At 61.9% G+C, this 24,261-nt stretch carries 21 protein-coding genes; 14 read left to right on the top strand and 7 right to left on the bottom strand.

Going from position 1 to position 24,261, the window contains the following annotated elements:
* Position 1: 1 nt before the first annotated feature.
* The 13 genes from mraY to ACUY3D_RS07705 all read left to right on the top strand — a co-directional run bounded on the left by mraY (position 2) and on the right by ACUY3D_RS07705 (position 12,941).
* Positions 2–1,114: a phospho-N-acetylmuramoyl-pentapeptide-transferase gene (gene mraY / locus ACUY3D_RS07645; RefSeq protein ID WP_070519857.1), complete on the top strand. Its 1,113-nt coding sequence runs from the start codon at positions 2–4 to the stop codon at positions 1,112–1,114.
* Positions 1,111–2,502 carry a UDP-N-acetylmuramoyl-L-alanine--D-glutamate ligase gene (gene murD / locus ACUY3D_RS07650; RefSeq protein WP_448240781.1) on the top strand — a complete coding sequence of 464 codons (1,392 nt, stop codon included), beginning with the start codon at positions 1,111–1,113 and terminating at the stop codon, positions 2,500–2,502. The genes mraY and murD overlap by 4 nt, the downstream gene beginning before the upstream one ends.
* 19 nt (positions 2,503–2,521) lie before the next feature.
* Positions 2,522–4,003: an FtsW/RodA/SpoVE family cell cycle protein gene (locus ACUY3D_RS07655; RefSeq protein ID WP_448240783.1), complete on the top strand. Its 1,482-nt coding sequence runs from the start codon at positions 2,522–2,524 to the stop codon at positions 4,001–4,003.
* 29 nt (positions 4,004–4,032) lie between these two features.
* Positions 4,033–5,118: an undecaprenyldiphospho-muramoylpentapeptide beta-N-acetylglucosaminyltransferase gene (murG, locus tag ACUY3D_RS07660; protein WP_070533315.1), complete on the top strand. Its 1,086-nt coding sequence runs from the start codon at positions 4,033–4,035 to the stop codon at positions 5,116–5,118.
* 39 nt (positions 5,119–5,157) lie between these two features.
* Positions 5,158–6,648: a UDP-N-acetylmuramate--L-alanine ligase gene (murC, locus tag ACUY3D_RS07665; protein WP_070565460.1), complete on the top strand. Its 1,491-nt coding sequence runs from the start codon at positions 5,158–5,160 to the stop codon at positions 6,646–6,648.
* Positions 6,641–7,300, top strand: coding sequence for a cell division protein FtsQ/DivIB (locus tag ACUY3D_RS07670; RefSeq protein WP_070685304.1), 660 nt, complete (start codon positions 6,641–6,643; stop codon positions 7,298–7,300). Before murC ends, ACUY3D_RS07670 begins: the two co-directional genes overlap by 8 nt.
* A gap of 206 nt (positions 7,301–7,506) precedes the next feature.
* A complete protein-coding gene (gene ftsZ / locus ACUY3D_RS07675) occupies positions 7,507–8,871 on the top strand; it encodes a cell division protein FtsZ (RefSeq protein WP_070596842.1) in 1,365 nt (454 codons plus the stop codon).
* Between the two features lie 24 nt (positions 8,872–8,895).
* Entirely contained in the window at positions 8,896–9,636 is a 741-nt protein-coding gene (pgeF, locus tag ACUY3D_RS07680; protein ID WP_448240785.1) for a peptidoglycan editing factor PgeF, read from the top strand.
* Positions 9,637–10,350 (top strand): YggS family pyridoxal phosphate-dependent enzyme, encoded by a 714-nt coding sequence (locus tag ACUY3D_RS07685; protein WP_448240787.1) that lies wholly within the window; start codon positions 9,637–9,639, stop codon positions 10,348–10,350. It abuts the gene before it with no gap.
* A 69-nt stretch (positions 10,351–10,419) separates the two neighbouring features.
* On the top strand, positions 10,420–10,842 hold the full coding sequence (locus ACUY3D_RS07690; RefSeq protein ID WP_070519876.1) for a cell division protein SepF: 423 nt from the start codon (positions 10,420–10,422) through the stop codon (positions 10,840–10,842).
* A 211-nt stretch (positions 10,843–11,053) separates the two neighbouring features.
* Positions 11,054–11,365 (top strand): YggT family protein, encoded by a 312-nt coding sequence (locus ACUY3D_RS07695; RefSeq protein WP_070520150.1) that lies wholly within the window; start codon positions 11,054–11,056, stop codon positions 11,363–11,365.
* A 168-nt stretch (positions 11,366–11,533) separates the two neighbouring features.
* Positions 11,534–12,664 carry a DivIVA domain-containing protein gene (locus ACUY3D_RS07700; protein ID WP_269948026.1) on the top strand — a complete coding sequence of 377 codons (1,131 nt, stop codon included), beginning with the start codon at positions 11,534–11,536 and terminating at the stop codon, positions 12,662–12,664.
* A gap of 106 nt (positions 12,665–12,770) precedes the next feature.
* Entirely contained in the window at positions 12,771–12,941 is a 171-nt protein-coding gene (locus tag ACUY3D_RS07705) for a hypothetical protein (protein WP_168162406.1), read from the top strand.
* Between the two features lie 62 nt (positions 12,942–13,003).
* Here ACUY3D_RS07705 and ACUY3D_RS07710 read toward each other — a convergent pair whose 3' ends face one another.
* Entirely contained in the window at positions 13,004–14,077 is a 1,074-nt protein-coding gene (locus ACUY3D_RS07710) for an HNH endonuclease signature motif containing protein (RefSeq protein WP_269948027.1), read from the bottom strand.
* 363 nt (positions 14,078–14,440) lie between these two features.
* On the opposite strand from ACUY3D_RS07710, the gene ileS reads away from it, so the two are divergent.
* Complete coding sequence (gene ileS / locus ACUY3D_RS07715) at positions 14,441–17,638, top strand: isoleucine--tRNA ligase (protein ID WP_448240790.1); 3,198 nt, start codon at positions 14,441–14,443, stop codon at positions 17,636–17,638.
* Between the two features lie 112 nt (positions 17,639–17,750).
* On the opposite strand, the gene ACUY3D_RS07720 is transcribed toward ileS, so the two are convergent.
* The 6 genes from ACUY3D_RS07720 to ACUY3D_RS07745 all read right to left on the bottom strand — a co-directional run bounded on the left by ACUY3D_RS07720 (position 17,751) and on the right by ACUY3D_RS07745 (position 24,260).
* Positions 17,751–18,935: an MFS transporter gene (locus ACUY3D_RS07720; RefSeq protein WP_448240823.1), complete on the bottom strand. Its 1,185-nt coding sequence runs from the start codon at positions 18,933–18,935 to the stop codon at positions 17,751–17,753.
* 170 nt (positions 18,936–19,105) lie between these two features.
* On the bottom strand, positions 19,106–19,747 hold the full coding sequence (locus tag ACUY3D_RS07725) for a GntR family transcriptional regulator (protein ID WP_070519886.1): 642 nt from the start codon (positions 19,745–19,747) through the stop codon (positions 19,106–19,108).
* 127 nt (positions 19,748–19,874) lie between these two features.
* The gene (locus ACUY3D_RS07730) at positions 19,875–20,480 is read right to left on the bottom strand and encodes a metallophosphoesterase family protein (protein WP_083303797.1); all 606 of its coding nucleotides are present in this window, start codon (positions 20,478–20,480) and stop codon (positions 19,875–19,877) included.
* Positions 20,473–22,134: an ABC transporter permease gene (locus tag ACUY3D_RS07735; RefSeq protein ID WP_284848306.1), complete on the bottom strand. Its 1,662-nt coding sequence runs from the start codon at positions 22,132–22,134 to the stop codon at positions 20,473–20,475. Before ACUY3D_RS07735 ends, ACUY3D_RS07730 begins: the two co-directional genes overlap by 8 nt.
* A gap of 34 nt (positions 22,135–22,168) precedes the next feature.
* Positions 22,169–23,236: an ABC transporter substrate-binding protein gene (locus tag ACUY3D_RS07740; protein WP_448240791.1), complete on the bottom strand. Its 1,068-nt coding sequence runs from the start codon at positions 23,234–23,236 to the stop codon at positions 22,169–22,171.
* 31 nt (positions 23,237–23,267) lie between these two features.
* The gene (locus ACUY3D_RS07745; RefSeq protein WP_144675260.1) at positions 23,268–24,260 is read right to left on the bottom strand and encodes an ABC transporter ATP-binding protein; all 993 of its coding nucleotides are present in this window, start codon (positions 24,258–24,260) and stop codon (positions 23,268–23,270) included.
* Between the last annotated feature and the right edge of the window lies 1 nt (position 24,261).

Genomic DNA, 24,261 nt, shown 5'->3' on the forward strand with positions numbered 1-24,261 from the left:
CGTGACTCAGATCATCATCGCTGGTGCGGTTAGCTTCCTCGTGGCGATCTTTACCACCCCGGTTCTTATCCGGTACTTTTCCGATACCGGCCGCGGACAGGAGATCCGTGAAGACGGTCCTAAGTCCCACCTGCGCAAGCGTGGTACGCCGACGATGGGTGGACTAGCCATCCTGGCCGGCATCCTTGTGGCCTATCTCGTTGCCAGCATCTACGGGCTCCTGACGGGGCATGAGGGCTTCACCGCGTCGGGTCTCCTCGTCCTTGGATTGACGCTGGGACTTGGCGCAGTGGGGTTTGCGGATGACTTCATCAAGCTCTTCCGGCACCGCAATCTCGGCCTCAACAAGACCGCAAAGCTCGTCAGCCAGCTCGTGCTGGCGCTGCTCTTCGGCTTCTTTGTTCTGCGCTTCCCCAATGATGATGGCCTGACCCCCGGTTCCACGAAGCTGTCCTTCATCCGTGACCTGAAGACTTTTGACCTCGCCGTCGGCGGCACCGTGATCGGAACCATCGTGTTCTTGATCTTCATGTACATCCTTATCGCGGCGTGGTCGAATGCCGTCAACCTCACCGATGGGCTCGACGGGCTTGCGGCCGGTGTCACGGCCATCGTCATGGGCTCCTACTCGCTGATGACTTTCTGGCAATTCCGGTACTCCTGCGCCACCAACTTCGCCGCCGGCTGCTACCAAGTGCGCGATCCCCTCGACCTGGCCGTGCTTGCGGCTGCGGGCTTGGGCGGCTGCCTCGGGTTCCTGTGGTGGAACGCCGCCCCGGCAAAGATCTTCATGGGAGACACTGGCTCCCTGGCGCTGGGTGGTCTGGTCGCCGGCATCTCCGTCACCAGCCGCACCGAGCTGCTCATGATCATCATCGGCGCGCTCTTCGTCATCGAGACGGTGTCCGTTGTCATCCAAATCGTGGTCTTCCACTCCACCGGCAAGCGTTTCTTCCGTATGGCTCCGATCCACCACCACTTCGAGAATGGTGGCTGGGCAGAAACAGCCGTCGTCGTCCGTTTCTGGTTGCTGGCCGCCATGGCGGCTATGGCCGGCGTCGCCATCTTCTACGGTGATTGGCTGACCGCTGCGGGCATTGGAGTCGGAGCATGACGCGTCCAGGATTTCTTTCCGGCCGTGTCCTTATCGCCGGCGCAGGCGTATCTGGTCGCGGTTGCGCGGCGGTCTTGGCCAGCTTAGGCGTGGACCTCACGGTGGCTGACGGCAATGCGGAATCCCGCAGCCGCATCGCCTCCGAGCTGGGCGTCGCTGCCGTAGACACGGCTGCGGCCGACCTTTCGGAGTACTCGCTTGTCGTGACCTCACCAGGATGGCGCCCCGACTCGCCGTTGCTCGTCGCGGCCGCTTCCCAAGGACTTGAGGTCATCGGTGATGTTGAGCTGGCTTACCGCCTCGACCGCGCAGAGGTCTTCGGCGCCCCTCGCCGCTGGCTCGCGATAACCGGTACGAACGGCAAGACCACGACGACCGGCATGCTCGCCGCCATCATGGCTGCCGACGAGCAGCGCTCCGGCCAGCGCGCACAAGCGGTAGGCAATATCGGCGTCTCGTCCTTTGATGCCCTGGCCGCTGAGCCCCGCGTGGACATCCTCGTGGCGGAGCTGTCCTCTTTCCAACTGCACTGGTCCTCCCAGCTGCGCCCGGAGGTGGGAGCGCTGCTCAACCTCGCCGATGATCACCTGGATTGGCATGGTTCCTTCGATGCCTACGCCGCCGACAAAGCCAAGATCCTGCGCGGCCAGCATGCCGTTTACGGCAAAGATGACGAGCACGTTATAGCTCTCGCCTCCTCGATTCCGGCAGCGACTGCCTTTAGCCACGCCGAGCCCGCTGCGGGTGAGGTGGGAGTTAGCGCCGGCGGCCTCGTGGTGAATGAGGTCGCTGGGATGAAGGCCGCCGTTGTCGAGGACGTCACCACCATCCAGCCCGCCGGCTTAGCCGGGGTGCTGGACGCTGCCGCTGCGTCTGCAGTTGCCGCTCTCGCCGGCGCACGCCCCGAGGCCATCGCCGAAGGCCTCGCCTCCTATGTGGTGGCGGGGCACCGCGGAGAGGTCGTTCACCGCCACTCTGGCGTGACCTACATCGATAATTCCAAGGCCACGAACCCGCACGCCGCGGAGGTAGCCATGCGTGGTCTCGACTCCGTGGTGTGGGTCGCCGGCGGTCAGCTCAAAGGCGCCGATGTTTCGGACCTACTGCGCACCCACGCGGCGCGGTTGAAGGCGGCGGTTCTGGTGGGCGTCGACAAGCATGTGCTTGCCCAAGCCCTAGCAAAGGAAGCGCCGCACGTCCCCGTCATCATCGTGGATAGCCACGACCCAGAAGCAGCAATGGAGCAGGCAGTTGCCGCCGCCGTGCAACACGCCGAGGCCGGCGGTACCGTACTTTTGGCGCCCGCTGCGGCATCGTTGGACATGTACACCGGAATGAGCCAGCGCGGCGACATCTTTGCCGCCGCTGCCCGCCGTCTCGCCCGCTAGCTAGGAGCACCCAGAAGCCGTGACTGCCACCAGCACCCAGAAGCCACCACGCACGCTGGGACACCACCTGCGTGATCTCCGTGAGCGCCTGCGCGCTTATCCCGGGCTCGATTACTTGGTGCTGCGTATTGCCATCTTTTCACTCATTGGCATTGGCGTGCTCATGGCCTTTTCCTCGTCGATGGCGACGTCCCTTTCAGAAAGCGATAGCCCGTGGTCAGCCGCCCTGCGTCAGTGCGTGCTCGTCGTCGCCGGCCTCATTGTGTTCTGGATTGGCCTGCGCATGTCACCACGCACGCTGCGGGTGCTCGTGCCCTGGTTCTTGGGGCTGTCCATCCTGCTTCTCATCCTCGTCCTCGTTCCCGGGATCGGTACTGGCCGCGCGGAGGTCGGTTCGCAGTCATGGATCATGCTGCCGGGAGGCGTGGCCTTCCAGCCTTCAGAGTTCGCGCGTGTGGCTGTGGGCATGTACGGTGCCTCGGCGCTGGCGGATAAGACGCATCGCTCGATGCGCCTGACGGATCCATTCATGATGTATTCCATCATTGCCGGCATCATGTTCGTGCTTATCGTTGCTCAGGGTGACTTGGGCATGGGCGTATCCTTTGCCCTCATCGTTGTCTTTACCCTGGTTTTCGCAGGCGTGGATTGGCGCGTTCCTACCGTCGTCGGCGTCTTCGGCGCTATCGGCATGATCACCGTTTTCCTAGCCGGTGGCTTCCGCTCGCACCGCTTCCACACCTACTTCGATGCCTTGCGCGGAAACATTGAGGACACGCAAGGTACAGGTTTCCAGGCTTACCAGGGCTTCCTTTCGCTTGCCGACGGCGGCTTCTGGGGCGTGGGCCTCGGCCAATCGCGCGCTAAGTGGTTCTACCTCCCAGAAGCGAAGAACGACTTCGTCTTCGCCATTATCGGCGAGGAACTAGGTCTGTGGGGCGGTGCCCTGGTCATCGGGCTTTTTGCCGTGCTGGGCTATTTCGGGCTGCGGACCGCAACCCGCGCGCAGGATCAGTTCCAGTCCCTGCTCGCCGCCACGTTGGCGGTCGGTGTTGTCGTGCAGGCATTCATCAACATTGGCTACGTCATCGGCGTGCTGCCGGTGACGGGTATTCAGTTGCCGATGATTTCCGCGGGCGGTACAGCTGCGGTGATTACGATCGGTTCGATGGGGCTGCTGTGCAACGTGGCGCGCCATGAGCCGCTCCAAGTGTCCGCGATGCAGAACTTTGGCCGCCCGCTCTTCGACCGCATTTTCTTCATCCCCGAGCCGACGCCGCCCAACGAGCGCCGCGGCGGAGCCCACCGAGCCCCGCGCGAACGCGCGCAGGGCAAGCACCCTCAGCGCGTGCGCCGCGAGCACTCCCAACGACAGGTGGAGCGCAGCCGCGAGGAAAGGTTTGGCCGCGCTGTGACGGGGCGCTCGCCGCGTGCGCAGGTACCGCGTGAGGAGCAGCGGCGGGAGTACCGCCGAGAGCGTCGGCGCGGCGAGCGTCGGTAGGGCGGGGTCGCGCTGGTAGCGTGTAGAGCATGAATGACACGCCGATTTCCGTCGTTATCGCAGGTGGCGGCACTGCCGGTCACATTGAACCCGCGCTCGCGGTGGGGGAGGAGCTCCGCTTGCGCCACGGCGCGCGGGTGACCGCATTGGGAACCCCACGCGGATTGGAGCGCGATATTGTGCCGGCGCGTGGAGTCGATTTGCGCATGATTACCCCCGTCCCGGTCCCGCGCAAGATCAACGCTGACGCTGTGAAGCTGCCCTGGCGAATCCTCACGTCCGTGCGCGAAACCCGCGCGGTACTCAAAGACGTTGGGGCCAACGTTGTGTTTGGAACCGGCGGCTATGTCGCCGCCCCGGCCTATTTGGCGGCCAAGTCCTTAGGCATTCCGTTCTTCGTTCTCGAAACCAATGCCCTGGCCGGCATGGCGAACAAGTTAGGCGTGCGTTTGGGCGGCACGGGCATTAACGCGCAAGAAGGTTCTGGGATGCCCGGGGATGTCTTGGGCATCCCCGTGCGGCCGGGCATGGGGGAGGACCCCGACGGCGCAAAGGCGGCAGCTGCTCGCCAGAACTGGAACCTGGACGCACATCGCCCGACGATCGTGGTGACCGGCGGTTCGCAGGGCGCGGTGAGCATCAACACTGCCGTGGCCGGCGCACTCGAAGACCTGTGCCGGGATTTTCAAGTGCTGCATGCTTATGGCAAGAAGAACGAGGCGCCGGCTGGGCGCGAACACTACACGGCGGTGCCTTATATCGATGACATGGCTGGCGCGCTCGCGGTTGCTGACCTCATGGTGTGCCGCTCCGGTGCAATGACCGTGGCCGAGGTTTCCGCCGCCGGTCTACCCGCGCTCTACGTGCCGCTGCCGCACGGCAATGGCGAGCAAGCGCTGAACTCGCGGGCATTGGTGGAGGCGGGGGCCGCGGTCCAGATTCCGGACGCCGAGTTGACCTCGGAGCGCCTTATCAGAGAAGTTCGCGCTATTCTTGACCACCCCGAGGCCCTGGCAGCCATGCGTGCCGCTGCCGATGCCAGCGAGGCCGGCGACGTTGCGGCTGTCATCGCTGACCGCATCGCGCAACGCGTCGCCGCCGGCGTCCGCGATTAGGCGCACAGTACAGGTTTATTAAAGAAGGATTTTTTCACTATGACTGACACCCCCTCCACCACGGACCTGTCCCGCGTTCACTTTGTCGGTATCGGAGGCTCCGGCATGTCCGGTCTCGCGCGCATCCTGGTCAGCCGGGGTGCGGTCGTCACCGGCTCGGACGTTAAGAAATCGACGGCTGTTGACGTCCTCCGCACAATGGGCGCGCACATTGCCATTGGGCATGCGGCCGAGAACCTTGAAATGGCCGGCGATAGGCCGACGGTTGTCGTGACTTCCTTCGCCGCCATCCCGCAGGATAATCCTGAGCTCGCTGCCGCGCGCGCCGCCGGTATTCCGGTTATTCGCCGTTCCGATCTATTGGCCGAGTTGATGGAAGGCCACCGCCAGGTGCTGCTTGCCGGAACCCATGGAAAGACCTCGACCACGTCCATGGCGGTATCCGCGCTCCAACAGGCGGGGCTGGATCCTTCCTTCGCTATCGGTGGACAGCTGAACCGTGCTGGTACGAACGCACACGGCGGTACGGGCGATGCCTTCGTGGCGGAGGCCGATGAGTCCGATGCTTCGCTCTTGCGCTACAGCCCATCCGTGGCCGTGATTACGAACATCGAGCCCGATCACCTCGATTATTTCGGCACCGCGGAGAGCTACTACCAGGTCTTCGATGACTTCGCCGACCGCATTGTCGACGGCGGCTACCTTGTCGTCTGCCTCGAGGATGCGCAGGCGGCCGCCACCGGTGAGCGTGCCGCTGAGCGCGGTATTCAGGTGCTGGGCTATGGCGCGCGCGGCGAGGCAGACGCTGCTTCTTCGGTGCCCCTCGCGGCTGAGGTTGTGGAGGAGACAGTCTCTGCCGTCGGCGCGCACGTCCGCGTTCGCCTGACCCTGCCGGGCCAGGCTCCGCAGGAGCTAAGCTATGACCTGCACGTTCCCGGCCACCACATGGTGCTCAATTCGGCCGCTGCCCTGTTGGCCGGTGCGCTCGCTGGCGGGGATCCGGCGGAGCTCGCCGCGGGCTTGACCGACTTTACGGGCGTGCGCCGTCGCTTTGAGTACCGCGGAAGCGAGCGCGGCATCCGCGTCTTCGACGATTATGCGCACCACCCCACGGAGGTTTCCGCAGTTCTCGGTGCGGCCCGCGCAAAGGCGGATGCGGAGGGCGAGGGCGCGCGCGTCATCGCCTGCTTCCAGCCGCACCTGTACTCCCGGACGATGAAGTTCGACGCCGAATTTGCTCAGGCGCTGGCGCTTGCCGACGCCGCCGTCGTCCTCGACATCTACGGCGCCCGTGAGAAGCCGGTAGAGGGCATTACCTCCCGCATCATCACCGACAAGATGCCGGAAGACATGCCGGTTATCTTCGAGCCCGATTTCTCCGAAGCCGCCAGCGACGTCATCTCCTTGGCACAGCCCGGAGATATCGTCCTGACCATCGGTGCGGGCACGATTACCTACGTGGCTGGCGAGATTCTGTCCGAGCTGGGCAATAAGGACGAGGCGGAGGAGCCGAAGGAACCGAATGTCTAAAAAGGCTGGGGTGCTCGTGGTGGGCGCGGTCCTTCTCGTAGCGGTGATCGCTGCCGCAGTGGTGTGGCTTTTCCCGATCCTTACGGTGAAGTCCTTCGAGGTAGTGGGAAATGACCATGTCACGGCTGAGGACGTGGAACAGGCCAGTGGCGTGCCTAAGGGCACAAACCTGGCGCGCCTGGACGCTCGCGAGGCCGCGCAGGGCGTGGCGGAGATCCCCTGGGTGGAAAGCGCAACTGTGTCGCGGGCTTTTCCCTCGACGGTGCACATTGAAATCGTCGAGCACGAGGCAGTGGCTTTCGTGCGCGACGGTGACAGCACCGTCCTAGTGGATAACCACGGCAAGGAATTCGTGGAAGCCGAGGCTCCGCCCGAAGCCGTGGAGGTCACCGGGCGCACCGACTCCGGTTCCCCGGAAATGCAAGCGGCCGTCGATGCCGTAGCGGCCCTTCCTGCTCCAATTCGGGAAAAGGTATCGACCCTCGAGGTCAAGGATAGGTACTCGCTGACGTTCCGAACCAAGGACAACAAGACCATCTTTTGGGGTGCCTCGGAGGACAACAAGAACAAGGCGATCGCTTTCGAGGATGTGCTCAAACTCGAGGGTGAATCCTGGAACATTTCCAACCCGTCGCTGGTGACTCGCCGCTAGGTCCGTCGCGAGTGGGGCGGGTGTGGCGCTTGTTAAGAAAACCGCATGTCAGCAACCCTAAAGTAGAGGTTGAGGGTACCGACACGCGGCAAAATGTGCGCCGAAATTACCCCGTTGTCGTTAAAGATGGATGTAACCGCCTCTCGCGAAAAGAGGCGCCTCCTCGTTTACATTAAAAGCTTATTCGAAAGGCAAGAGACCCTCGTATGATCTCATCTAGCAACAACCTCGCGGACATCAAGGTCGTCGGCGTCGGCGGCGGCGGTGTCAACGCTGTCAACCGCATGATCGAAGAAGGGCTCAAGGGAGTCCAGTTCGTCGCCATCAACACCGATTCCCAGGCGCTGATTTTCTCCGATGCGGACACCAAGCTCGACATCGGCCGCGAGGCCACCCGCGGCCTCGGCGCCGGCGCTAACCCGGAGGTGGGCAAGACCTCCGCGGAGGATCACAAGACCGAAATCGAAGACGCCCTCCAGGGCTCCGATATGGTCTTCGTGACGGCCGGCGAAGGCGGCGGAACCGGCACCGGCGCGGCCCCCGTCGTGGCGTCCATCGCGAAGAAGATGGGGGCTTTGACCGTTGGCGTCGTTACCCGCCCATTCAAGTTTGAGGGCGCGCGCCGTACCCGTCAGGCCATGGCCGGCATCGAAGAGCTGCGCGAGGTCTGCGATACCCTGATTGTTATCCCGAATGACCGCCTCATGCAGCTGGGTGGCGAGGAGCTGTCCATCGTCGAAGCCTTCCGCGCCGCCGATGAAGTTCTGCACAATGGTGTTCAAGGTATTACCAACCTCATCACTATCCCGGGCATGATCAACGTCGACTTTGCGGACGTTCGCTCCGTCATGTCCGACGCCGGCTCCGCCCTCATGGGTATCGGCTTCGCCCGCGGTGACAACCGCGCGCTCAACGCCGCCGAGCAGGCCATCAACTCCCCGCTGTTGGAGTCGACCATGGAAGGCGCCAAGGGCGTTCTACTGTCCATCGCTGGTGGCTCCGACCTGGGCCTCCACGAGGTCAACGCAGCCGCCTCCATGGTGGAGGAGCGCGCCGACGAAGACGCCAACATCATCTTCGGCACCATCATCGATGACAACCTCGGTGATGAGGTTCGCGTCACTATCATCGCCACCGGCTTCGACGCACAGGCCAACATGACTACGCAGCCGGCGCAGCCCGGTCAGGCTGCACCGCAGAGTCAGCAGGCCACCCCGGCTGCCCGCCCGGGTTCCCTCTTTGAGAACCGCGCCGAGGCACAGGCGGAAAGCCCCGCCGCATCCCGCGCCGAGGCCCCGCGTGAGGACTACACCCGCGCCGAGCCGCAGCGTGTCGACGCCCAGCGTATCGAGCGCGAGGAGTACACCCCGCGCCACTCCTACGAGCGCGAGCAGCCGGCCGAGCCGGCCCCGTCCAGCGGGCTGTTTACCACCTCGGACCGATTCCGCGGTGAGGAGTACCGCCGCGGCGCCGATGACGAGTACCGCCTCTCGCGCCCCGCTGAGCGCCGTGGCCGCGACTTCGATGATGACGGCGACGACGATCTCGACGTGCCGTCCTTCATGCGTTAACCCCAGCCCGCTACTCTGGAGTGCATGCCAGTAAACGAGGAAGCACACGTAGCACAACGCCCCGTCCGCATGGTTTTCACCAGCCGTGCCGGCGGGGCGTCGTCGTCCCCTTATAACTCTTTCAACTTGGGCGATCACGTTGGTGATGAGCCCGAGGCCGTGACCGCCAATCGCCAGCGGCTTCTGCGGGTGACTGGTCTAGAAGACATCGTGTGGATGGAACAGCTCCACACCAACACGGTCACGGTGGTGGGGGCCGAACGCCGCGGTGTCCGCGAACCCGTCCCCGCCACCGATGCCGTCGTAACCACCGAAAAGCGCTTGGGGCTAGGCGTGCTCGTTGCTGATTGCACGCCGGTGCTGCTTGTCGACGTCTCCGTGGGCGTCATCGCCGCCGCCCACGCCGGGCGCCTTGGCGCACGCAACGGAATCGTCCGGAACACCGTGAACGCAATGGTTGAGCTGGGGGCGACCCCCGCGTCGATCCAGGTACTTATGGGGCCTGCTGCTTCTGGGCGCAATTATGAGGTGCCGGAGGAGATGGCGGACGACGTCGAGAAGCATCTGCCCGGCTCCAAGACTCGCACCTCGTCTGGTACGTGGGGAGTTGACGTGCGCGCCGGCCTGATTCGCCAGCTGATGGGGATGGGGGTTACGGCCATTGAGTCGGATCCACGCTGCACGATCGAAGACACTGATTTCTTTTCTTATCGCCGCGAGGGCGTCACCGGGCGTCAAGCCGGTGTGATTTGGTTGGAGGATTAAATGACTAGCAAGGACCCCGCTGAGCGTCGCGAAGAACTACGGGCCGGACTGGAGCGCACCCGCGCTGAGATTCGACGTTTTGCCGCCTCGTATGACCGTCCCGTGCCACAGCTGCTGCCGGTGACGAAATTTCACCCGGCAGAGGACATCGCGCTGCTGGGGGAGCTGGGAATTACGGATGTGGCAGAAAACCGCGAGCAGGAGGCGCGCGCCAAAGCAGAGGCGCTGCCCGAGATTCGCTTCCACATGATCGGCCAGATCCAAACCAAAAAGGCGAACCACGTCGCCCGCTGGGCGCACAGCGTGCACTCCCTTGACTCAGAAAAGCTTGCCCGGGCGCTGGACCGAGGAGTGGCGCTTGCCCAAGAACGCGGGCAACGCGAGGACGCCCTTCCGGCATTTATTCAGGTTTCCGCCGATGGCGATACCGCACGCGGCGGATGCCCGCTGGAGGATGTCCCCGCTCTGGTGGATGTCGTTGAAGAGCTGGAGAATGTGCAGCTGCAGGGATTCATGGTGGTTCCTCCGCTGGAGAGCGAGCCTGCGGAGGTATTCGCTCGGGTAAGGGCGCTGACCGACGAGGTCGCGGCGAAGCTCGGACGGGCTTTAAAAATGTCTGCCGGAATGAGCGCAGATTTGGAGGCGGCGATTGCATCTGGAACGGATATCGTGCGTGTCGGAACCGGGATCATGGGAGCGCGCCCGCTAGGTTAATTGACATTGCAAAAGTGCATTACAAGACAGCAAATGAACAGCACACACTAGGTCAGAGGGAGACCCAGAATGTCACTGATTGATAGGACTAAAGAGTTCTTCGGGCTGGGCCCGATGGACATGGACACCGACGATGCTTACTACGCTGACGAGCGCAGCTACAGCGCTCCGGCGTACGCACCTTCCTACGAGAAGCCGGAAGAGGAATTTGTCCCGACCATCGTGGCGCTGTCGCTCGTCTCTTTCGACGATGCAGCGAAGGTTGGTGGCCCTTTCCGCGACGGTGACGCAGTGGTCTTCGAGCTCACTGACGCTGACCGTGGCTCCGCAAAGCGCTTCGTTGACTTTGCCGCTGGCCTCTGCTTTGCACTGGAGGGCCGCATGAAGAACCTGACCAAGGGCGTGGACACCAGCCGTAAGGTGTTTGCCATCGTGCCGAAGGGTGCCGATATCTCCACTGTTGAGCTGGAGCGCGCAGCGCATCTGCGCTAAGTACGTCGCGTTCTACCGCCTCATCGATTTCTTTTCTCCCGTGTTGGCTTAGGGGAGGGGAAGCGATGGGGCGGTTTCGTATTTATGAGGCCGGCGGCGAACTGAGTTCGGGGATAGTTCAGCCGACGATTAGCCGTTCATGTTCGCCGAGCGCGAACCGGAGGGTAGGGGAATACCGTTAGCGGGGGTGGTTCGGATAGGCTCGGGCACTGTGAATGCTTTAGGTTCAATTCTCCTCGTTGCCGTGAGTCTTTACTCGTGGATTTTGTTAGCGCGAATCGTCATCGAAATGATTCAATCTTTTTCGCGCCAATTCAATCCACCCCGCTGGTTCATGATGGTTGCAGAGGTGCTTTTCGTAGTCACTGACCCGCCGGTTAAGGCGCTGCGAAAGGTGATTCCTCCGCTGCAGTTGGGAGGCGTTGCGCTCGACGTTTCCATCATTGTTTTGTTCCTGCTTTTGTCCATTCTTTCGCAACTGATTTCGTGGCTATTTTTCGGCCCCAGCGGACTTGCTGTGTAACTAACGGGTGTATTAAACCCTCCTGTTAACGTTGAGACTCGTGCCAGCGTTAGATAATGTGTTGATTCGGATACAATGAGTTAGCAAAATCCGTATTATTAACCGCATATGTACCCGGCCTCTGGAACCTCTAGAGGTTTGACCGATTCGTAAGGGGAAGAGAAGTCAATGCCACTGTCACCCGCTGATGTACACAACGTCGCTTTCAGCAAGCCGCCAATTGGCAAGCGTGGCTACAACGAGGATGAGGTAGATCAGTTCCTCGACCTCGTTGAGGATGCTCTTGCTCAGCTGCAGGACGAGAACGATGATCTCCACGCCCAGGTTGAGGAACTGAAGTCTCAGACTTCGGCCGGCGCCGCTGGCGGCGCTACTGCCGCTAAGGTCGACGAGGCCGCTGTGCGCAAGGAAGTTGAATCCAAGCTTCGCGCCGAGTACGAGGCAAAGCTGGCTGACTCCAAGAATGAGATTGCCAAGGCCAAGGAAGAGACGAAGCGTGCGCAGGAGCAGGCAAAGGCTGCTCAGGCACAGTCTTCCCAGGCGCCGGCTGCTCAGGCAAAGGACTACTCCGCCGAGCTCAAGGTAGCTCGCGAGGAAGCTGCCGCCGCCAAGCGCGAGCTCGAGGCTTCCAAGGAGGAACTGGCGAACACGAAGAAGGAGCTGGAGTCCGCAAAGAAGAACTCCGCAGCCTCCACCACGGCCTCTTCCGCCGCTGCCGTGGTTGGTGCGGGCGCTGCCCAGTCCAACGCACAGGGCCTGGCTACCCCGGATACTCACATGCAGGCAGCCCGCGTGCTGGGCTTGGCTCAGGAGATGGCGGACCGTCTCACCAGCGAGGCCAAGGCTGATTCCGAGTCCATGCTGGCTGAGGCCCGCAGGGCGGCAGAGAAGCAGCTTGCCGACGCTGACTCCCACTCCAAGGCCCAGCTCGCGGACGCCCAGAAGCGCTACGAAGCTCAGCTGCAGGAGGCCGATACCCGCTCCAAGAAGCTGGTGGCGGACGCTGAGAACAAGGCAAAGCAGACTGAGTCCGACGCTACGTCCCGCGCCGAGGCGCAGATTCGCCAGGCAGAGGAGAAGGCAGCTGCGCTGCAGGCCGATGCCGAGAAGAAGCACACCGAGGTCATGAACACGGTCAAGCAGCAGCAGACCGCTCTGGAGGCTCGCATCTCCGAGCTGCGCACCTTCGAGCGCGAGTACCGTACTCGCCTCAAGACGCTGCTGCAGTCTCAGCTTGAGGAGCTGGAGTCCCGCGGCACCGCTGCTCCTAACGGTGAAGCCGGCAAGTCCAACAATTAATCACTGAATCAGCGGCGTCCCTGCGGGGGCGCCGTTATTCTTTTCTGTGGGTATGTATTCTCAGTAGGTATTGATTTTCAGGCAGTGACGGGGAAGGAGAGCGCGCATGCTTATTGGTGCATTGCTTTTGGCCTTTGTGGCTTTCTTGGCGTTCGTGAATTACATCCTCTCCGCCGCTGAGTGGTCTCTGTACCTGCTCTTTGCTTCTGCGGGGGTGGGCATTGTCCTGTTCATCGCAGATACCGTGATTAAACTGCGCCGCAAGCACGACGAGTAGCCCTCGCCCCAGGAGTAGTTCTGGGTGGAGGGCTTTTGCGAAGACTCCTAGTTGTGTCGCTCCTAGTCGTCTCTTTCCAGGGCGTCGAATAGCCCGGGAGGCGCTTGCAGAGGCGTGGGCGGCGGGAGGGGACCGTACGTCCTCATGGCCGTTCCGTTGACCCGGGCCATGCGGCCGCGTCCCGGTGGCGCGTTCGGATCGTCCTGGTTCACGCCATTGTGATATGGGCACAGCATCACCAGGTTTTCCTGGTTGGTATACCCGCCGTTCTTCCACGCGATGAGATGGTGAACTTGGCATTCATCGGCGGGCTTCATGCAGGAGCCCCAAGCACAGACCGGGAACTCGGCCATGGCCATGATGCGTTGCTTGATGCTGGCGGAGCGCTCCTCATAGTAGAGATTGACCGGCCCGTGATAGGGGTGGAAGAGAGTCGCGAGCGCGCCATCGAGGTCGATCTCTTCGGCTAGGACCTTGTTGAGGTATTCCGCGCCGGTCATCGTTGCGCCGTTGGTCATCTGCAGCGTGATTTCCTCGCCGTCGCCGTTGAGAATCTTCGTCATTGCATCCAGCGGGACCAAGATATTGGTTTGCAAACCGCGGCGCGGGGCGGCGCCTTTGAAGAAGGCTTCGCGGATGGATTCGAGGGGACGTTCGCGGTCGACGGCGTCGCTAAGCTCTGCAATCATTTGCGCGGGGCCTGTGATTGCCATCGTCCACGGTGCATTGCGGCGGCGGTAAATGGTCACGCCCTCCTTCGGTGCGGGCGGGGCCGAGTGCTCCTTGAGCTTCTTCTTCGCCAGTGTTTCCATCGCGAGGGTATCGGCGCTGGTCCGACACAACTCTAGGCGCAGCTTCCAGCCCAATGCCTGCGTCTTGGCTTTGCGGGCATAGCGGTCAATGACTTCCAGAGTGGGCAATGAGTGGCCGCGCTGGCGCGCAGCCTTCACCGCATCACGTTGCATCTTGGTCATGGCGGTCTTGCCAAAGAAGCTCGTGTGCATCCGCACCAACTGCGCGGCTGTTTTGTCTGGGGAACCGGCGGCGATGAGGTCTGCTTCAGACATGCCTTCGCACTCGGCGATGACATCGATGCCGGCCCCGAGTGCGTTGAGGAAAGTCTGTAGCGCGTTCATATCTGTGGAGAATAAAACACCTTCTGAGCTGCGCGCATTAGAAAAAATGTTCCTGTGGAAAACTGTTTCTCAGGCACCTCTTTTGTGCACTGTCGTTTCTATTTTGGGGTTCACGGGAACCTGCGCCTGTGAAAACTTGACCCCTCGGTTATACTTTGGAGCTATATGCAGTGAGCCGGCTATCACCGGGGAGCATTCCGGAAGAACGTGAGGCGCGTGAGCGTCGCATTATTAGAACCGGGCGGGTAGGGACCGTCATCTCCTTCACATCAACGAAGCGGGGCGCCTCGGCGCCCAAGCGGGGTGGTACCGCGAGCCGTACGGCGCGTCCCCGTCACAGCGAACGAGTGAAGGAATTTTTAGATGAGTAATAACCCCGCGAACGTCGGCAGTGTTTATCCCAAAGTTGATATGACTGCTGGGTCTTCCCGTTTCCCCGATATGGAGCAGGAAGTCCAGAAGTACTGGAAGGCCGACGACACCTTTAAAGCCAGCCTCAAGCAGACAGAGGGCTGCCCCGAGTATGTCTTTTATGATGGCCCTCCCTTTGCCAACGGTCTGCCGCACTACGGCCACCTGCTGACCGGTTACGTCAAGGACATCGTCCCGCGCTACCGCACCATGGCCGGCAATCACGTCCCGCGCGTCTTTGGCTGGGATACGCACGGCTTGCCGGCGGAGCTGGAGGCAGAAAAGCAGCTCGGCATCACCGACAAGGGCCAGATCGAGGAGATGGGCCTGGAGAAGTTCAACGAGTACTGCGCCAAGTCCGTCCTCGAGTACACCGATGAGTGGGAAGAGTATGTCAACCGCCAGGCTCGCTGGGTGGATTTCGAGAACGGCTACAAGACCATGGACTTGGAGTACATGGAGTCCGTGATGTGGGCGTTCAAGGAGCTCTATGACAAAGGCCTGATCTACCAGGGCTTTAGGGTTTTACCGTATTCCTGGGCGGAGCACACCTCCCTGTCGAACCAGGAGACCCGCCTGGATGACTCCTACAAGATGCGTCAGGACCCGACCCTGACGGTGACGTTCCCGGTGGCTGGTGCCGTGGAGGGAAGTGCGGCGGAGAAGACGTTGGCGGAGAACGCCGAGCTTGCCGATGCCTCCTTCCTCGCCTGGACCACCACCCCGTGGACCCTGCCGTCCAACCTGGCTTTGGCGGTCCACCCGGAGGTTGATTACGTCCTGTTCAAGGCCACCGAGGGCGACTTTGCTGGCCGCACCTTCATCATGGCCGAGGCGCTCACCGGCACCCTGGCGAAGGAGCTGGGTGAGGTGGAAGTCCTCAAGACGTTCAAGGGCGCGGAGCTGGAGGGCTTCAAGTACGAGCCCATCTTCGGCTTCTTCCCGGATGTCGAGAATGCGTACCAGGTCTTGCTTGCTGACTACGTCACCACTGAGGACGGCACGGGCGTGGTCCACCAGGCCCCGGCCTTCGGTGAGGACGATATGCTCACCTGCCAGAAGTACGGAGTGGGCCTGGTCATCCCGGTGGATGAGGACGGTAAGTTCACCTCCCAGGTACCGCCGTATGAGGGCCAGCTCGTCTTCGATGCCAACAAGGCCATCATCAAGGACCTCAAGGCCGCTGGCCGCGTGGTGCGCCACGTGACCATCGAGCACTCCTACCCGCACTCCTGGCGCTCCGGCGAGCCGCTCATCTACATGGCGCTGCCTGCATGGTTCGTCAAGGTGACGGAGTTCCGTGACCGCATGGTCGAGCTCAACCACAATGAGATCGAGTGGCTGCCGGAGCACATCCGCGATGGTCAGTTCGGCAAGTGGCTGGAGGGTGCTCGCGACTGGAACATCTCCCGCACCCGCTACTGGGGCGCTCCGATCCCGGCGTGGATCTCCGATAACCCGGAGTACCCGCGCGTCGATGTCTATGGCTCGCTGGATGAGCTGGAGCGTGACTTTGGCGTGCGTCCGACGAGCCTGCACCGCCCGTACATTGATGAGCTGACTCGTCCGAACCCGGATGATCCGACGGGCAAGTCCACGATGCGCCGCGTGCCGGACGTGCTGGATTGCTGGTTTGAGTCCGGCTCGATGCCGTTCGCTCAGAAGCACTACCCGTTTGAGAACAAGGAATGGTTTGAGACGCATTCCCCGGCGGACTTCATCGTGGAGTATTCCGGCCAAACGCGCGGCTGGTTCTACCTCCTGCACGTGTTGTCCACCGCCCTGTTCGACCGCCCGGCGTTCAAGAAGGTTGTCGCCCACGGCATCGTGTTGGGCAATGATGGCCTGAAGATGTCGAAGTCCAAGGGCAACTATCCGAATGTGAATGAGGTCTTCGACCGCGATGGCTCGGATGCGATGCGCTGGTTCCTCATGTCTTCGCCGATCTTGCGTGGCGGCAACCTCATCGTCACCGAGCAGGGCATCCGCGAGGGCGTGCGCCAGGCCATCCTGCCGATCTGGAACTCGTACACCTTCCTGCAGCTCTACGCCTCCCAGGACGCAAAGTTCGACGTGAGCTCCACCAACGTGCTGGACCGCTACATCTTGGCCAAGACCCATGACTTGGTGAAGAACACCAACGACGCGCTGGCGAATACCGATATTGCTTCGGCAACGGAGGAGGTCCGCCTCTTCGCGGATGCGCTGACCAACTGGTACGTGCGCCGCTCCCGTGACCGCTTCTGGGAGGGCGAGGAAACCCATCCGGAGGCCTTCAATACGCTCTACACGGTCCTGGAGACGGTCTCCCGCGTGGTCGCGCCGCTGCTGCCGCACGTGGCTGAGGTCATCTACCGTGGCCTGACCGGTGAGCGCTCCGTGCATTTGGCTTCCTACCCGAAGGCCGAGGATTACCCGGCTGACGATGCCCTCGTGACCGCCATGGATGCCACCCGCGCGGTGGCCTCCGCGGCGTCCTCGGTGCGTAAGTCCAACAAGCTGCGCAACCGCCTGCCGCTGCCGAAGCTGACGGTGGCGATGAAGGATTCGGCGCGCCTGGCGGATTTCAAGGACATCATCCGGGATGAGGTCAACGTTAAGGACGTTGAGCTTACCGACGATGTCGACGCGGTGGGCACCTTCGAGGTCGTGTGCAACGCCAAGGTAGCCGGTCCGCGCTTGGGCAAGGATGTTCAGCGAGCTATCAAGAACCTCAAGGCGGGCAACTACGTGCGCGAGGGCGAGGACGTTGTGGTCGACGGCGATATCCGCCTATCCCCGGACGAGTACACCGAGCGCCTCAAGGCGGCGAATGCGAAGTCGACGGCTCGCGTGGAAGGGCTCGATGGCCTTGTCGCCGTGGATACCGAGGTGACGGAGGAGCTCGAGGCAGAGGGCTGGGCTGCGGACGTCATCCGCGGTTTGCAGGATGCGCGTAAGGCCGAGGATTTCGTGGTGACTGACCGCATCACCGTGGTTCTCTCCGTTCCCGCGGAGAAGGAAGAGTGGGCTCATCACCACCGCGAACACATCGCGGCGGAGGTGCTTGCTGTCGACTTCACTGTGACGACCCAGGCTCTCGAGCCAAGCGATGGACAGAACATCCATGATGTCCTCAAGGGCGTGACGGCTACCGTGGCCAAGGCCTAAATCCGCAGCGAAAAGCTCCGCTTCCCTCGAGTGGGGAGGCGGAGCTTTGAGCATCTGCGCACTGGTGGCGCAGGGGCGGCCCGGAGGGGGCCGCGATGACGGGGTGTGTGCGCTAGCGGCGGGTTCCGGGCAGGTGTGCGCGCCACGCAAGGATGACGTTGATGAGGCACACCAGCGCCAAGAAGCTGCCGATGCTGAACAACGCCGTGAAGCCGATATAGGGCGCAAGCGCGCTAAAGGCCATCGGGATGAAGAAGCCAGTGTAAGAAATGGAGTAGTACACGGCGGTCAAGCCGGCGAGCTCTCGCTCGCCCGCGATGCGCTGGACCTCGGACAATCCAGCGACCAGCGCCAAACCGTATCCCGCGCCCATTGTGGCGGCGGCTGCGATGCCGAGCGGCAGGGACAGCGAGTGAGCAGCAAACGCCCCGAGGATTGCGCCGACGGTGATGACGAACATCGACAGGGCCGAGGCTCGCGCGGACTTGTGGGTATCAACCAGGCGGCCCAGCATCTGGACGGCCACGCCGCAGCCCAGGGTGATGACGGTCATCAGGCCGGAGAAAGCGATGGGGGCGTTTCCAGCGGATTCGGATAGCAGCTGTGGAAGGAGCGCATAGGCCGCTCCCGCGCAGCCAAAGACCCAGGGGGCCACGGGCACGACGACACGCAGGAAACGCTTGTGCGCAGCGGCGGGGATGTGGAGCATCTCCAGCATGTCACGCACCCTGAGCTCCAGGATGGTGGTCTTGACATCGCCTCGGCTGGGCTGGCGGGTCTCAGGCGTATGCAGGATCCACGCGGCAGTCAACAGCGTGAGCAGCATGTGGAGGATATAGGCCGTGTGAGTCGGCCATGGCCCCCACTGGGCCAGCACCGAAGCGATACCCGCGCCGACGAGGAAGCCGGCGGTCAAACACAACGAAGCCTTACGAGCGCCGGACGCTGGGTCGCCGCCGGCGCTCGTGATGAGCTCCGTAATCCACGTTGAACCCACCGCCATGACTAGGCCTAATGCCATACCGCACAAGACGCGTCCCAACGCGATGATGAGTGGTTCGTTGGGGGCGATGGAGAGCAAGAAAGATCCCACCAAGGACAGCGGTGCCGCGGGGAGCAGCAGTGGGCGGCGGCCGAGCAGATCGGACAGCGGGCCACCGATGAGCAGTGCGGGGATGATGCCAACCACGTAGGCGGCTAAGAGCCCGTTGACCGTCACCTGGGAAAAATTCGAGGTCTCGCGGTACATCACCAGCAGCGGGGTGAATTCATTTCCGCCCCAAGCAACCGCGATCATGGCACCGGCGACGGGGAACCACGCGCGCTTAGGCAGCGGCGCTTCGGCGGAGCGGCTGGGCGAGCCTGGGGAGGCAGCGCTTTCAGTGCTTTCGGTGGTGTCGGCGTCTGTGGGGGCGTCGGGTTGGGGAGTAGGCGCCTCGACAAGCGGGTTCGAATGCGCAGAGACAGTCACAGTTGCTTCCTTGAGGAGTTGAGGTGGGAATGGAGTTCGGTCAGGTAGGTGTCGATGTCGCCGGTGCGGAGGGCGTCGGCGAGCAAGGCGTGCTGGGCCACGAAGCCGCGTGCCTTCTCGACGCTGCGGCCGATGGCAGTTGCGGTAAAGCGCTGTTGGCGCTCGCGCAAGGTGTGGCCGAGGTGGGCGAGGAGGCGGTTGCCGCCGTTGTCCATGATGGTTTGGTGGAACTTCGCATCCAGTTGGGTATAGGTGCCCAGATCGCCAGCGTCTAGGGCGGCCTTTTGCTCATCGATGGTGGCGACGAGGACATCGGCGATGAGACTGCGCTCCTCTGCGGACAGTCCGCAAATATGGCGGGCAGAGTTCTCATCCACGAGGAGGCGCGCCTCGTAGACCTCACGGATTTCGCGGGGGCTAATCGGTACGACCAGCGCACCGCGCTTGGGGTAGAGCTTCAAGAAGCCCTCCACCTCCAAACGGAGGAAAGCCTCGCGCACCGGGGTTCTACTCATTCCCAGCTCGGCGGCAAGGGCGGCTTCGGAGAGCATCTCCGAGTCATCGATGTCGTCATCGATGATGCGGCGCTTGAGGTGATCGTAGGCCCGTTCCGCGGCGGGTACCTTGTCTTTTTGCATGTATACATGATGCATGCATGCGGTGCTCTCGGTCTAGCGCAAACGCCAATTCGTGAGACATTGATCACGCGGTGGGCAAGTGAGAGCTAGTTCTCTGAGCGGCGCGTGTGGTCAGGTAGGAGATGTGTTAGAGGCGAGTGAGGGAGGAAGTGGGGACGTCGTAAAGCACTGCCTCTCCCATACCGACCCAACCGATAAAGGGATTGTCCTGAAGCACTTGTGGAGTGTGGACGTGGCCAAGAATCCATGCGTCGAAGCCACAGGCCTGTAGCTGTTCGGGTGTCGTGGGCAAGCATATGCCTTTAGAGAATTCACCGGTCACTGATGAGTGCAGTAATCCCAGATGCGGCTCGTTGCTCTGGCGCGTTGGAAAGGTGAGTGTGCGGGGATCGGGATCGGCAGCTACCGCGGCGGTGACAACGGTAGCGCCGGCGCAGTGAAAGGAGTGAACGTCGGCGGAATGAACCGTTACAGGCGAAGAGAGACTGAGTTCGTGGTGGACGTCGTGATTCCCGGAGATGAAATGGACGTCGCTGAAAAGCTCGCATGCGCGAGCCATGACTTTCTGTGCTTGGGGTACGTAGGTGGCTGCGTCGGCTTTGCGGTCAATGATGTCACCGAGGCAGATACATGCATCCGCAGTCGTGACCTCCAGTACGTTTAGCACCCACTCCATGCCTGGCGCGTCGGGGCGGCCAAGGTGAAGGTCCGCGAAAATGAGGATACTAGCCACGCGCCCTCCTTCCTTGCCACCAAGTGATTAGGACTAGCACGACAGTGGAGGTTCCTACACCGATGAGCGTCATAGCCATGGCTTCAGCGCGGTGGCCCTGGTCAAATTGGTTCATGATCCACGGCGCAAGGAGATTGAGCTGGCTCGGGCGGATCAGGGAGGACATGACGAGCTCGCGGAAGCCCACAAAGAACGCCAGCAGCCAACCGGCAAAGATACCCGGGGCAAGCAGCGGCAAGGTGATGCTGCGCAACGTGTGGGAGGCGGAGGCACCGGACACGGCGGCTGCCTCGTAGACCGAAGGGGAAACCGCGCCAGCGGAGGTCTTGATGTTCTGCACCGCCATCGGCAGGAAGAGAACAGTAAAAGCCATGACGAGGATGATCATGGAGCCATAAGGTGTCCATGGCAGCCAGGGAGCGTTCCATAGGAGAATGAAGCCAATGGCGAGAACGATTCCGGGGACGGTATCCGGTGCTACAGCAAGGAAGTCGACAACACGGGCGCTGATCTGCCTGGTTCGCTGGGTGAGCAAGGTGACCGCGATGCCGAGGATGACCGCCGTTGTGGCGCCAATTGCACCGAGGGCGATGGAACGCAGCAAAGCTTCTTGAGCGGAAGGCATCTGCAGGACGATGGCGAAATAGTCGAAGGTGAGGTTTTGAGGCGTTGGGGGCGCGGATCGCAGAATGGTCATGGCTGCCAGGGTGATGGAAATATACGGGATGAGCACCGAGCAGGCGATGATGAGGAAAGCAACTAAGCTGCCAAGGACCTTGCCTGCGGTGCCGATGCGGAGCGAGACTTGGCGGGATACTCGTCCACCACCGGTAAGGTCGCGCCGCGAGACCCATTGCTGGAATGCCCATGCGCCCACACCAAGTGCAAACAACACCGATGAGGAGGCTGCTGCATCGGAGAAACTCAACGGGTCGATGGTGACGTCTTGGTAGATGGAGGAGACGAGGACCGTGAAACCGATGGCGTTTCCCAAGGTAACTGGGGTGCCGAACTCGCCGGCAGCCTTGATGAAAATGATCAGTGCGCCCAGTGAATAGGGGCCCACGACGGTGGGGAGGATGATGCGACTAATCTGTTGCCACCGGCTGGCGCCTGCGACTTGAGCCATTTCCAGAGAGGATGCAGGAATTGAGGTCAGACAGTTGCGCAGGATGAGATAGAGGAAGGGGAAGAGCTCGCACGCCATGATGAAAGCCATGCCAGGAACCGAGTAAATGGCGTCATGCGCGAGCTTGCCGACGGTATGCCCGAAGAGCAATTCGGAGACTCCACCGCGGCGGGTGAAATCCATCCACGCCATTGCTGCGGCAAAAGGCGGGGTCATGAAAGGAATCATGATGGCGATTTCTATCCAGTTCGCTTTAGAAAAAGACGTCCACGCGCGCAGGAAAGCTAGCGGGGCGGCGAACAGAGTAGAAAAGACCACCACGAGGAGGGAGAGGACGACCGTATTGAGCAGCACCTCTCCCATTCCCGGCTCCACAATCTTGTGGAGAGAAGAAGGCTCATCGCGATACCCCACCACAGCGCTGATGAGCACCGATACCAATGGCGCAGCGACAAGCACGAACAGCACGAAGAGTACTGCATAAATGCCAAGGGTGCGCTGAGGGCTGCGGATAGTGGTGCTCATAAGGCGGGGTTGCTCCGTGGTGAGATAGTAGAGGCTACTTCAGGTAGCGCTCAGCGAACTTTTCCTTGATGTCCTTGGAGGAGGAGGCGATGCCATCGAGATCCTCGTTGAGGGTTTCAATCTCCTCCAGCTTCGGGCCGTTCTTCGGGGTGATCTCGGTGTTGGCCGGGATCATGTTCTTGGAAGCAGAAATCTCCTGTGCTTCATCGGAGAACATGAAGTCGACAAAAGCTTCGGCAGCGTCCTTGTTGTCGGTGGTCTTGAGGATCATGACCGGTCGCGGGGTGACGGTAGTGCCGGAGGAGGGGATAACAACCTCAAGCGGCTCTCCCTTGGCCTGAGCGGAGTATGCGGAGTAGTCCACACCACCCATGACGATGCCTCGAGAACCGGAGGTGACCTGGTCCAGGGCCGGACCGTTAGCGCCCTGGACAATCATGCCGTTGTCGAAGAGTTTGTCAAAGAGCTCCCAGGTCTTGTCCTCGCCCCACTGATCCACCATGGCGGCAATGAGGTCAGCGGCGGTGCCGGACTCGCGCGGATCCGGCATAATGACCTGATCCTTGTATTTTTCGTCAGCGAGGTCCTCCCAGTCCTGAGGAGCGGAGTCCACCACGTTGGTGTTGGTCACCAGTGCCAAGGCGGAGCCATCGCGGCCGGTGAATGTGCCGTTCTTGGATACCCAGCTGGAAGTGATCTTGTCAGCACCTTCCGGGGTGTACTCCGCCAGAGCGCCGGCCTTGTCCTGCTTGGAAGCAGCGGACCAAGAAGCCAAGTAGACCACGTCTGCCTGCGGGTTAGCCTCTTCCGCCTTGAGCTTGGCGGTGATCTTGCCGGTGGTGTCGGCGAAGACGTTGACCTTGACATCGGTCTTTTCCTCGAAGGCTTCGACGAGGGCGTCGGTAAGGCCCTGCGGGTTCGCGGAGTAGTAGTCCAGCTCGCCGGACAGTCCCTCCGGGGCTTCCCAGGCCTCGGCGCTGGTTTCAGCACCGGTGTTGTCGGCGGAGGATGCGTCGGTGGAGTCAGCGGAATCAACAGAACCGCAGCCAGCCAGAGCCAGAGCGGCGGCAGCGAGGGCGAGAGAAAGTTTCTTATACAGCATGGAGAATCCTTAAAGTAGAAAACGGATGTGACTAGTACGCAAGACGTACCGTCGAACCACGATCGACTCGAGAGCGGCTGTAAGCCACCCAAGGCTCGTCAGCGCCTTCGACATCGCAGTGCAGCTCGTAGCGTCCGCCGATGTACTGAGCGGTGCGGACGATTCCGTCCACGTGGTGCGGGAAAGACCCGATGTCTTCCTCCGCGTCAAGGACGGTGAGGTTTTCCGGGCGGACGTCGGGAAGCCCAGCGCGGCGGTTCATAGTACCCACGAAGCCACCGACGAAGGGGGTGGCAGGGGAGTCGTAGAGGGTGACAGGATCGGCGAACTGTTCGATGACGCCGTCCTTCATGACGACGACGCGGTCCGACATGGACAGAGCCTCGGATTGATCGTGGGTGACGTAGATGACCGTGAGTCCTAAGTCGTGGACCAAGGCAGTGAGCTCGGCACGTATCTGAACACGCAGGGCAGCATCGAGCGCAGAGAGTGGCTCATCCATTAGGAGCAACTGCGGGTTGGACACAAGCGCGCGGGCGATGGCTACGCGCTGCTGCTGGCCACCGGAGAGTTGATTGGGGCGAGCTTGTGCCTTCGGGGTAATTCCGACCATGTCCATGCACGCGCGCACACGTTCTGTGCGTTCCACAGAAGACAGCTTGTTACCCGCGGTGGTAAGGGGAAACTCGATGTTTTTCTCCACAGTCATGTGCGGCCACAGCGCCAGATCTTGAAACACCATGGACAGGTTGCGCTTATTAACGGGAACGTTCGTGTGTGGGCCGAACACTTCTTTATCGGAGAAGGTAATGGTTCCAGTATCAGGGGTTTCCAGGCCTGCGATGCAGCGCAGAAGCGTGGACTTACCGCAACCGGAGGGGCCGAGGATGGAGATGAACTCGCCGGAGTTAATGACGAGGTCAGTGGCATGGAGACCAGTGTTGTCCGCGAACTCGCGCTTAATGCCGGTAACGACCACGTGGGCCTGGGAGGCGGGTTGTTGGGGCGAGAGTTGAGAAGTCACG

This window comes from Corynebacterium guaraldiae (genome assembly GCF_053480195.1).

What these genes read in the sequence shown, in the direction of transcription:
- murC (WP_070565460.1), top strand. Translation starts at nt 5,158, where the DNA reads ATGACTGACACCCCCTCCACCACGGACCTGTCCCGCGTTCACTTTGTC.
- ACUY3D_RS07700 (WP_269948026.1), top strand. Translation starts at nt 11,534, where the DNA reads ATGCCACTGTCACCCGCTGATGTACACAACGTCGCTTTCAGCAAGCCG.
- ACUY3D_RS07685 (WP_448240787.1), top strand. Translation starts at nt 9,637, where the DNA reads ATGACTAGCAAGGACCCCGCTGAGCGTCGCGAAGAACTACGGGCCGGA.
- ACUY3D_RS07725 (WP_070519886.1), bottom strand. Translation starts at nt 19,747, where the DNA reads ATGCAAAAAGACAAGGTACCCGCCGCGGAACGGGCCTACGATCACCTC.
- murG (WP_070533315.1), top strand. Translation starts at nt 4,033, where the DNA reads ATGAATGACACGCCGATTTCCGTCGTTATCGCAGGTGGCGGCACTGCC.
- ACUY3D_RS07705 (WP_168162406.1), top strand. Translation starts at nt 12,771, where the DNA reads ATGCTTATTGGTGCATTGCTTTTGGCCTTTGTGGCTTTCTTGGCGTTC.
- ACUY3D_RS07740 (WP_448240791.1), bottom strand. Translation starts at nt 23,236, where the DNA reads ATGCTGTATAAGAAACTTTCTCTCGCCCTCGCTGCCGCCGCTCTGGCT.
- ftsZ (WP_070596842.1), top strand. Translation starts at nt 7,507, where the DNA reads ATGATCTCATCTAGCAACAACCTCGCGGACATCAAGGTCGTCGGCGTC.
- ACUY3D_RS07690 (WP_070519876.1), top strand. Translation starts at nt 10,420, where the DNA reads ATGTCACTGATTGATAGGACTAAAGAGTTCTTCGGGCTGGGCCCGATG.
- ACUY3D_RS07735 (WP_284848306.1), bottom strand. Translation starts at nt 22,134, where the DNA reads ATGAGCACCACTATCCGCAGCCCTCAGCGCACCCTTGGCATTTATGCA.
- ACUY3D_RS07710 (WP_269948027.1), bottom strand. Translation starts at nt 14,077, where the DNA reads ATGAACGCGCTACAGACTTTCCTCAACGCACTCGGGGCCGGCATCGAT.
- ACUY3D_RS07670 (WP_070685304.1), top strand. Translation starts at nt 6,641, where the DNA reads ATGTCTAAAAAGGCTGGGGTGCTCGTGGTGGGCGCGGTCCTTCTCGTA.
- ileS (WP_448240790.1), top strand. Translation starts at nt 14,441, where the DNA reads ATGAGTAATAACCCCGCGAACGTCGGCAGTGTTTATCCCAAAGTTGAT.
- ACUY3D_RS07720 (WP_448240823.1), bottom strand. Translation starts at nt 18,935, where the DNA reads ATGATCGCGGTTGCTTGGGGCGGAAATGAATTCACCCCGCTGCTGGTG.
- murD (WP_448240781.1), top strand. Translation starts at nt 1,111, where the DNA reads ATGACGCGTCCAGGATTTCTTTCCGGCCGTGTCCTTATCGCCGGCGCA.
- pgeF (WP_448240785.1), top strand. Translation starts at nt 8,896, where the DNA reads ATGCCAGTAAACGAGGAAGCACACGTAGCACAACGCCCCGTCCGCATG.